An 8,734-nucleotide genomic window follows, 5' to 3' on the forward strand; every position below is an offset into this window, starting at 1 on the left:
TGGCGCTGCCCGCCCGACAGGTCCTTTGGCTTGCGATCGAGATAGGGCGTCACCTCCAGAATGCGCGCCGCGTCGTCGACGCGGCGGTCGATCTCGGCCTTGTCCGTGCCGCGCATCTTGAGGCCGAAGCCGATATTCTGGCGAACGGTCAGGTGCGGATAAAGCGCATAGTTCTGAAACACCATTGCGATGTCGCGGTCACCCGGCGCAAGGTCCGTCACTTCGTTGTCGCCGATGAAAATCTGCCCTTCGCTTGCCGGTTCGAGACCGGCGAGGATTTTCAGCATCGTCGACTTGCCGCAGCCGGAAGGCCCGACAAGCACCACGAACTCGCCATTCTCGATCTCGAGCGAAAAGGGCCTGAGAACGTTGAGCGCGCCATAGGACTTGCTGACGTTGCGAATGGAAATATTGGCCATGCTTATTTCTCCGCGCCAGCGGTGAGGCCGCCGACCAAATAACGTTCAAGGAACAGGTAGATTGCGATGATCGGCAGCGCGATGAACACCGATGCGGCGGAAATGTCGTTCCAGTAGGTGACATATTCGCCCTGCATCGTGGTGATGCCGAGATTGGCCGTCCAGTTGTCCGGCGAGTTGACGAGGAAGGTGCGCGCATAGGCATAGTCTGCCCAGCTGAGCACAAAGGCATAAAGTGCGGTGGCCGCAAGACCGGGCGTGGCGATCGGAAGCACGACGCGCACCATCGCACCGATCGGCGAGCAGCCGTCGACCATGGCGGCCTGTTCCAACTCCTTCGGAATAGTGTCGAAATAACCTTTCAGCATCCATGTGGCGAAAGGAATGATCATGGTCGAATGCGCCAGAACCAGCGTCCACAGGCTGCCGATCAGGCCGAAGCTGGAAAAAATCGAAAACAGCGGAATGACCAGCAGCGTCGCGGGCAACATCTTCGCCGTCAGGACGAAGAGACCCATGGTCGCGCCGCCCCGCATGGAGTAGCGCGACAGCGCATAACCGGCGCTGACGGAGACGAGCATAGACAGCGCCACCGAGCCGATGGCCGCCAGCATCGAGTTCCACAGCCACAGCAGGATCGGTTTTGCCGCCCAGACCCTGGCGAAAATGTCCCATTGCGCATCATCCGGCCAGAAGGTCGGCGGCAGGCGGTACAGTTCATCGGTGGTGGAGAGCGCCGTGACCAGAAGCCAGTAGACCGGGAAGAGGATCATCACCAGCGTGAAGATCACAGTCGCGTAGAGGGCAAGGCTCTGTAAAAATGTGCGTTTCATCAAAGCCTCCTCAATAGATCGATTTCGAACGCCGGCCGAGCATCAGAAGGCTCGCGACGATGCAGATCACCAGCGTCAGCACGCCGACGGCGGCGGCACGGCCGAAATTGTGGTACTGGAAGGCCTGGTCGTAGGTCATGATCGACAGCGTCTGGGTCGACCGCAGCGGCCCGCCGCCGGTCAGGACCTTGATGATCGAAAAGTCGCGGAATACCCATAGCAGCGTCAGCACCAGCGTCACGCCCAGCACCGGCATCAAAAGCGGCATGGTGATCCAGCGGAATCGCTGCCACACACTGGCGCCATCCACCTTGGCCGCCGCATAATAATCGGCGGGGATGGACTGCAGGCCAGCCAGACACATGATCGACACGAAGGGAAAGCCCTTCCAGACCATGGTGATGGCAACGGCCCAGAAGGCGGCTGTCGAACTGCTGACCCAGGGGATCATCTGGTCGGTGAAACCGAGCTTTATCGCCAGCCAGCCGAACAGGCCGAAGGAGGTGTCGAACATCCATGCAAAGATGACGACCGCAATGATTTCCGGCACCGCCCAAGGGAGCGCCATTCCCAACCGCGCGACGGTGCGGCCCTTGAAACGGTTATTGGCCAGAAGCGCCGTGCTGAGGCCAACAGCAACACTGCCGGCGGTCACGACGATGACCAGTTTCAGCGTCACCCAGCAGGCCAGCCAGAATTCCGGCGACGAAAACAACCAATTATAATTGGCCAACGAAAACGGCCGGCTGGCACCGCCGAGCCTTGGTATCTTGACCTGCTGGAACGACAGGTCGATGGCCAAAACGAGCGGCCAGACGATGATGGCGGCAACCATCAGGACCGCGGGCGCGATCAGAATATAGCCGAGAAGATGTTGCCGGCTGGGACGTGCCAGATCGAAAAACTTGCGACGCCCAGCCCGAACGGGTTCGGTCATGGATGGTCCTCCTGCCGGATGCGGATGATGGCCATGGCCCTTTCAAGCGGGCCATGGAGAAACGACGGGATCAACCCTTGATGGCTTCGGCCTTGGCCTGCATGGTTTTGGCCACCTCCGCCGGATCGAGATCCTGAATGATCATTCGCTGGCTTTCTTCCATCACCATCTTGCTGAACTCGTTGTAGAAAAGCTCAAGTCCGGTCGGAATGCGGTCGATACCGGCTTCCGACGCGGCCTTCATCGTCTCAATCAGCACCGGAAAATGCGGGATGGTCTTTTCAACGCCCGAGACGTCGGCCTTCGGGCTTGGCGGGGTGTTGCCGCCGAGGGTGGCATAGCTGCGCTGGAATTCCGGTGACATCGTCAGCTTGATGAAATCCCAGACAAGGGCCTTCTGGTCGTCGGGAATATCGGCTGGCATCGCCAGCACGTTGGAAGATCCGCCGAGCGGCGGATGAAGCGGTGGCGCGGCGTAGACGATGTCAGCCTTGGCCGAACCCTTTTCGGTCGTACCGTAAAGCCAGGGCCCATCGAGCCGCATCGCCATCTTGCCATCGGCAAAGAGCTTGCGCACGTCGCTGGCGCTCATGTCGACCGGGCTGATGCCGCTCTTCATCACGGTTTTCCAGCGTGAAAGACCCTCCACCATCTGCGGCGTGTCGATGGTGATATTGCCGTCCCTGTCGGTCCAGTAGGCGCCGGCGTCGAGGATGTAGTTCAGCATCTCCGTCAGATATTGCCCCGGACCACCCTTCGTTTCATGGCCGGTGCCGAACTGATCGATAATGCCGTCGCCGTTCAGATCCTTAGTCGTGGCTTTCGCAGCGGCCAGAAACTCATCATAGCTCTTCGGAACTGCGACGCCCGCCTCTTCCAAAATCTTCTTGTTGTAGGCCATCACGAAACCGAAGTAGTTGGTCATGATACAGACGGTTTCGCCATTCCATTCGCATTTCTGCTGGCCGGCCCAGCCCGTCATGTCGATGCCGTCTTTCTTCAGCCACGGGTCGAGAGGCTCGAGCCAGCCACTATCGGCAAACATCTGAAATTCGAAGGACGCCAGATGCACGATCTGCGGCGGCTGGTTGGCCGCAAAAAGCGTCGTCATCGTGTCGGCATAGGAACTGCGCTCGGCCTTGGTGAATTCGATTTTCACGCCCGGATGCTGTTTCTCGAAGGCGGCAATGGCAGAACGCCACCATTCGCCCGTGCCAGCATCGTCCGTCTGCCAGGAAATGAATTTCAAAACGGTATCGGCCATGGCGGGACCAAATCCGCCTACGGTCATCAACATCGCGGTCGCTGTGCCGAGCGCCAGCTTTTTTATTCTTTTGGTCATGGGTTCCTCCTCCAGAAAACCAGTTCAGATACGTTCAATAAGGGCGAGCGCCGCCTCCGACGGCTTGACGCCAAGTCCCGGTCCGGAGGGCAGGTAATATCTGCCTTCGCGGCAATCCATATCGCCGGCGAGCAGGCGGCGGTTGGGTTCGAAAATCGAGTGCTGGAACTCGTGCCCCTTCAGGGTCGGCAATGTCGATGACGCCTGCAGGCTCGCAGCAAGGAAGATACCTGCACCGACTGTTGCGTGCGGGATCACGTCAATGCCGTGCTCGGCCGCGAGCGCGCCGATGCGGATGAAATTGGTGATGCCCTTATGCCCCATTTCCGGCTGCACGATCGCGATGCGGCAGCGTTCGATGCGGGCGCGCATGTCCCAATGGGTGCGCCATTCCTCGCCGACGGCAATCGGGACCTCTGTTCCCTTCGAAACCTTTTCCAGCCCTGCGATGTCTTCCGTCCAGACCGGCGCTTCGGCGAACCACGGGTCGAACGGCGTCATCTCGGCTATGAGTTCCAGCGCCCGCTCCGGCGTCTGGTTCCAGTGCATGTCAGCGGCGATTTTTGCCTGCGGGCCGAGGACATGCCGGAGATTGGCGATTTCCGCCGCCGGGCCATCATCAGCCACCGGCGTCGCGAATTTGAAAGCATCAAAACCGCGATCCTGCCAATATTTCGCCAGTTCCCCGCGCGCCTTCAATGTCTTTTCAGGCAGGCCCGAAACATAGGCCGAAAAGCTGTCAACACCGCCGCCAAGAAGGTCGCGGATGGATTTTCCGGCTTCCTGCCCGGCAATGTCCCAGAGCGCAATATCGAGCGCGGCAAGCGCATCGACGTAAAAGCCGCCGGTATAACCGCGCACCCGCATCATGTCGTAAAGGTCGTCGTAAACAGCCGAGGGATCGGACGCATCCCGGCCGATCACGAAACCGGCGAGAAGATCGTTGATGAGGGCGGCAACCGCGCCGGGGGCGACAATACCATAGGTCTCACCCCAGCCGACGGTGCCCGCCTCAGTCGTCATGCGCACTAGCACGCTGCGGTCGAAGGTGGGGTAGACCGTTCGATTGCCCTTGCGCACGATGTAGCCGTTGGGATTGACCACCTCCCCTTCCCTCAGCGCACCGAGATAGGGAACCTTGCGCGGCTGGGTCAGCGTGAAGACCTCGACGGTTGCGATGGGGCTGTTCATGCGGCCTCCACGGCAACAAGGCCAAGCTCGACCAGATTGGCATCGATATCGGCAATGGCCGCCGCATCAAGCTCGGGTGTCGGCGCACGCACGCCGATACCTTCGATCACGCCGCGGCGGGCGAGCACATATTTGGTCAGTCGCATGCGATAGACCGCCTGCAACACCAGAAGCGGCAATGTGCGGACATAAATCCGGCGAGCCTCCTCCTGCCGCCCGCCAACAAGCGCCCGGTCGATGGCCACATGTTCCTCGGCGATCTCCAGCGCTGGCATGGCCGCCGTAGCGCCTCGGGCATATTCGTCGAGAATGTAACGCGCACCGCCGCCACCGATGACGCCCTTCAGCGTCGAAGGCGCATGGGCGATGAGGTGGCTGATGGCCGGGCCGGCCGGAAGCGTTTCTTCCTTGACATAGGCCACCTGCGGCAACGCCCGCACGATTTCCACGATCGCCTGCGGCGAAAGATCGGAGCCGCGCGGCGCAGGCGCGTTCTGCAGGATGATTTCGACTTCGGGCAGCGCCTCGACGATCCTGCCGAGGAATTCGATCAGCGCTGTCGCATCCGTGCCGACCGATTTCGGCGGCTGCACCATCAGGTGGCGAATGCCAAGCGCCGATGCCGCCCGCCCATGCTCGACCACCTCACGCCAGTCGGCAGCGCTGGCACCCGCCACAACCGGCACCCGACCTGCCACCGCATCGACGACGATCTTCAGCAACGTCGCGCGTTCGGCGGCATTCAAAGTCTCAACTTCGCTGGCGAAACCGGGAAACACGACACCATCCACGCCCTTGTCGAGCGCAAAGACCACCAGCCGCTTCATACCCGTTTCGTCAATGCCGCCATCCGCCAGAAAAGGCGTGGGCAAAACAGGCAGAATCCCCTTGAGGCCAGCCATCATTATTTTCCTCCTGATCTAGTATCATATTTTGATACCTTGAATTCACTAATTGACACTACATAGACTTGCGACTTATGACAAGCCCCAAGATGAAATGAACGAGGAGGTTCAAGACATGGCAGCAGCGGCGAACTCGATTATCGTCGATTGGGGAACGACATCGCTGAGGGCGGCGCTCGTTGGCGAAGACGGCGAAGAGCTCGATCATCTTGAAACCGCCGACGGTATTTCGAGCCTTGACAAGGGTGAGCATGAGGCGGCGCTGATGGCGGCACTCGCACCCTGGTTTTCACGCCACGGGCCCCTGCCTGTCGCCGCGCTCGGCATGATCACCAGCCGCAACGGCTGGGTCGAAGTCGCTTATGTGCCGTGCCCGGCAGGCCCGGCGGAACTTGCCGCCGGCACGGTGCGCAGGTCGCTGCCGAACGGCTCCGACCTCGTCTTCCTGCCGGGTCTCAACGATCCCGCCCGCCAGCCCTTTCCAGACGTGATGCGCGGTGAAGAAACCCAGATCGTCGGCCACGGCCTTTGTGAAGACGCTACCCTCATCATCCCCGGAACCCATAGCAAATGGGCGCGGGTGAAGGCGCGGCGGATCGACGGTTTTCAGACATTCGTGACCGGTGAAATCTTCAACCTGCTCATCAATCATTCCTTCATCGCGCGTGGCTCCACGCAGCCGCCGATCGATGATCCAGAGGCCTATCTCTGGGGTCTGAAAGACGCAAAACGATCCGCTGCCATGCTGTCGCTCATGTTTTCAGCGCGAACCGGCGGGCTTGCCGGCCGGCTTTCACCGGATCAGTTGCGCTCCTTTGTGCGCGGACTGGTCATCGGGCAGGAGTTTCGGCAGGCCCGCGAGGCCGGATGGTATGCGGAGGGAGACGAAGCCGCTATCGTCGGCAATGACGGCCTGAACGATCTCTATCTGGTTGCCGCAGAGGTGTTCGGTCTCAAGACATCCGTGGGAGCGGATGACGCCCTTACAAAAGGCGCCCTGACTGTGCTGCAGCACGCCCTTTCGTGACCCTTGCCGATCGCGGGGTGCCTAAATGACGGCATCCTGCTTCCAACAGAATTTTTCAGGACCAATCATGTACGACTTTCCGGTCAATATCGGCACCAGCCGTCACGAAAACGATGTCCTTGCCGTCCTTGCCCGCCTTCAGCGCATCGGCGTTCCAACCAATCCGATCGCCTTTTATGGGTCATCTTCATTTCGGATCTGGAACTCGGTGACCGAAGATCTCGGCTCGCTGGATATCGTCAATCTCGGATTTGGCGGCGGCACCTATCTCTCCGCCAGCCATTATCTGCATCAGTTGCTGGTTCCCTTGAGGCCCGCCAAGGTGGTGCTTTATTTCGGCGAGAACGACATTGCCAGCGACGGCCTCAAGGCCGGGACCACGCTTCGGCACCTGCAGGATTTACGGGACGGCATCTCTCGCACCCTCCCGCAGGCGGAGGTGTTTGTCCTAGCCATCAAGCCCAGTCCGGCGCGCTGGATTTATCGACACGAATTCGATCTTTTCAATCAGCTGGCGCGCGACTGGTGCGAGAGCCGCGACCGCACGACATGGTGTGATCCAAACGCCGGCCTCCTTGGTGAGAATGGCCTGCCGATGTTCCGTTTTTACCTACCCGATCTGGTCCACCTCAACGCAGCAGGCTACGCGGTCTGGTCGGAAGCGTTTAGAAACGCGTCGGGTCTGTTGAACTGAGAAAAGGCACTACAGTTGCCTCTCTAAGGGTACCGAACTTATTGTGCTTTGATCGGCTCGCCTTCGCCGGAAGGTATTTGGTGTAGCGGCCACTAGCCGCGGCGCCTCGACTCGCGACAGCTGCTTGGCTGCACCGCCGCCTGCTCAACATGATGCCTCCGATTAGCGCATTCCGCCCGAACTCGGCGTCTAAGACGCCATCGACGTCGTCTCGAACCGGCAGAAAGCACCGCCTAAAAAGAGTCAGGTGCTCGGCACAGAATCACAAGTAATTCTCTCGATTCAAGATTTTAGCGAGAGCTTTTCGTTAACGAGTCAGCTACTTATGGGCAATCGCAAGCTTGGCCGGATGCTTACCCTTGGGGCTTGAGAAAAGCCGTTTCAACCCTTGTCCAACGGGGTCGTCGCGTTCATTCCGACCAAACGCGAGCCAAGTTTTCGCCTTGCCCCGCTCCGGGGTCCTGAACCATTTCTGCGTCAAGGGTTTGATGCGGGATCGGTATTCGTACCCCAGCCGATGCGCCAAACTGATAGGCTGGACGTCAGCATATTGGTGAGGCCGCCGGTCGCAGTCTTTTCCCTTGCGTCCTGCAAGTCGATGCCAATGCCATGGTCTGGCTGCATTCGCCCAAGACCCCAGAACGGCCGACCTACATACATGACCTTATTCGGATGCCGCCGACTTACGTGCCCGGCAGCTTCACCAGCATTTCGCCTGTTAAGCCGTGCAAACGCCACCTTCGCCTTGAAAGCCGTACTATGTTCCGGCGCGGTCCTTACGTCATGGCACCTCCTGTTCCCGGCATCTAAGCCGATCTCAGGTAGAAACTCCACTTATTGTAGCTGTACAGATTTCCTGAGCCACCTCTATAAGCTCATTCGCCGAATGGATCGATCAACACCTTGCATTGCGTCGTTCGCTTTCGCAGCGCCTCGAATGCCATAGGCATGTCGCCGAGGCCCACGACATCGGAAATCAGGTTCTGCGGCGTAAAGCGTCCGGAATCGAGGGCATCGATCGCGGTTGCGAATTCGTGCATGTTGAAAAACACCGACATGACGATCGTCACTTCCTTCGAGATCGCCCGGAAGGAGTCCATGTGGTCGACAGCCGTGCAGAGCCCCAGGACCACGATCTTGCCGCGCGGCCGCACCAGTGAAATGCAGTGATCGATCATGCCCGGCCGCCCCACGCATTCGAACACGATATCGGGCCGTCCGTCGCAGGCCGCCGCTGCCTGGACGGCGATGTCGTCGTGCGAGACGACGAAACCGGTTGCTCCGAGAGCCATGGCCCGCTGCGCCTGCAAATCCGAAAGATCCGCCAACACGACCTTTCGCGCGCCTTGCCGTCGCGCCCAGAAGGCGACGGCAAGGCCGATCGCG

The 8,734-nt window shown here is 60.0% G+C and carries 10 protein-coding genes; 2 read left to right on the forward strand and 8 right to left on the reverse strand.

Translation table 11 applies throughout. The features are described from left to right. The 6 genes from ACUTJJ_RS23870 to ACUTJJ_RS23895 form a co-directional block, all read right to left on the reverse strand. On the reverse strand, positions 1 to 419 hold a 419-nt coding region (locus ACUTJJ_RS23870), incomplete at its 3' end, for an ABC transporter ATP-binding protein (protein ID WP_445543648.1). A gap of 2 nt (positions 420 to 421) precedes the next feature. Next, positions 422 to 1,252: a carbohydrate ABC transporter permease gene (locus tag ACUTJJ_RS23875; RefSeq protein WP_142172418.1), complete on the reverse strand. Its 831-nt coding sequence runs from the start codon at positions 1,250 to 1,252 to the stop codon at positions 422 to 424. Between the two features lie 10 nt (positions 1,253 to 1,262). Continuing rightward, positions 1,263 to 2,189 carry a carbohydrate ABC transporter permease gene (locus ACUTJJ_RS23880; protein WP_063948138.1) on the reverse strand — a complete coding sequence of 309 codons (927 nt, stop codon included), beginning with the start codon at positions 2,187 to 2,189 and terminating at the stop codon, positions 1,263 to 1,265. 70 nt (positions 2,190 to 2,259) lie between these two features. Next, entirely contained in the window at positions 2,260 to 3,531 is a 1,272-nt protein-coding gene (locus ACUTJJ_RS23885; protein WP_445543649.1) for an ABC transporter substrate-binding protein, read from the reverse strand. A 24-nt stretch (positions 3,532 to 3,555) separates the two neighbouring features. After that, positions 3,556 to 4,722: a mandelate racemase/muconate lactonizing enzyme family protein gene (locus ACUTJJ_RS23890; RefSeq protein ID WP_445543650.1), complete on the reverse strand. Its 1,167-nt coding sequence runs from the start codon at positions 4,720 to 4,722 to the stop codon at positions 3,556 to 3,558. Continuing rightward, positions 4,719 to 5,627 carry a dihydrodipicolinate synthase family protein gene (locus ACUTJJ_RS23895; RefSeq protein ID WP_445543651.1) on the reverse strand — a complete coding sequence of 303 codons (909 nt, stop codon included), beginning with the start codon at positions 5,625 to 5,627 and terminating at the stop codon, positions 4,719 to 4,721. Before ACUTJJ_RS23895 ends, ACUTJJ_RS23890 begins: the two co-directional genes overlap by 4 nt. Positions 5,628 to 5,742: 115 nt before the next feature. Here ACUTJJ_RS23895 and ACUTJJ_RS23900 point away from each other — a divergent pair, with 115 nt between their 5' ends. Continuing rightward, positions 5,743 to 6,654, forward strand: a complete 912-nt coding sequence (locus tag ACUTJJ_RS23900; protein WP_445543652.1) for a 2-dehydro-3-deoxygalactonokinase — start codon at positions 5,743 to 5,745, stop codon at positions 6,652 to 6,654. Between the two features lie 67 nt (positions 6,655 to 6,721). Then, entirely contained in the window at positions 6,722 to 7,348 is a 627-nt protein-coding gene (locus ACUTJJ_RS23905; protein WP_445543653.1) for a GDSL-type esterase/lipase family protein, read from the forward strand. Positions 7,349 to 7,825: 477 nt separating this feature from the next. Here ACUTJJ_RS23905 and ACUTJJ_RS23910 read toward each other — a convergent pair whose 3' ends face one another. Both ACUTJJ_RS23910 and ACUTJJ_RS23915 read right to left on the reverse strand, forming a co-directional pair. Further along, positions 7,826 to 7,972 carry a hypothetical protein gene (locus ACUTJJ_RS23910; protein ID WP_445543654.1) on the reverse strand — a complete coding sequence of 49 codons (147 nt, stop codon included), beginning with the start codon at positions 7,970 to 7,972 and terminating at the stop codon, positions 7,826 to 7,828. A 251-nt stretch (positions 7,973 to 8,223) separates the two neighbouring features. Continuing rightward, positions 8,224 to 8,734, reverse strand: a 511-nt coding sequence (locus ACUTJJ_RS23915; RefSeq protein WP_445543655.1) for a zinc-binding dehydrogenase, incomplete at its 5' end; no start/stop codon positions are given.

This window comes from Agrobacterium sp. DKPNP3 (assembly GCF_052686535.1).

Bases quoted from the DNA above. Each gene is read 5' to 3' on its own strand.
- ACUTJJ_RS23910 (WP_445543654.1), bottom strand. From the start codon at position 7,972: ATGCAGCCAGACCATGGCATTGGCATCGACTTGCAGGACGCAAGGGAA.
- ACUTJJ_RS23890 (WP_445543650.1), bottom strand. From the start codon at position 4,722: ATGAACAGCCCCATCGCAACCGTCGAGGTCTTCACGCTGACCCAGCCG.
- ACUTJJ_RS23905 (WP_445543653.1), top strand. From the start codon at position 6,722: ATGTACGACTTTCCGGTCAATATCGGCACCAGCCGTCACGAAAACGAT.
- ACUTJJ_RS23895 (WP_445543651.1), bottom strand. From the start codon at position 5,627: ATGATGGCTGGCCTCAAGGGGATTCTGCCTGTTTTGCCCACGCCTTTT.
- ACUTJJ_RS23880 (WP_063948138.1), bottom strand. From the start codon at position 2,189: ATGACCGAACCCGTTCGGGCTGGGCGTCGCAAGTTTTTCGATCTGGCA.
- ACUTJJ_RS23885 (WP_445543649.1), bottom strand. From the start codon at position 3,531: ATGACCAAAAGAATAAAAAAGCTGGCGCTCGGCACAGCGACCGCGATG.
- ACUTJJ_RS23900 (WP_445543652.1), top strand. From the start codon at position 5,743: ATGGCAGCAGCGGCGAACTCGATTATCGTCGATTGGGGAACGACATCG.
- ACUTJJ_RS23875 (WP_142172418.1), bottom strand. From the start codon at position 1,252: ATGAAACGCACATTTTTACAGAGCCTTGCCCTCTACGCGACTGTGATC.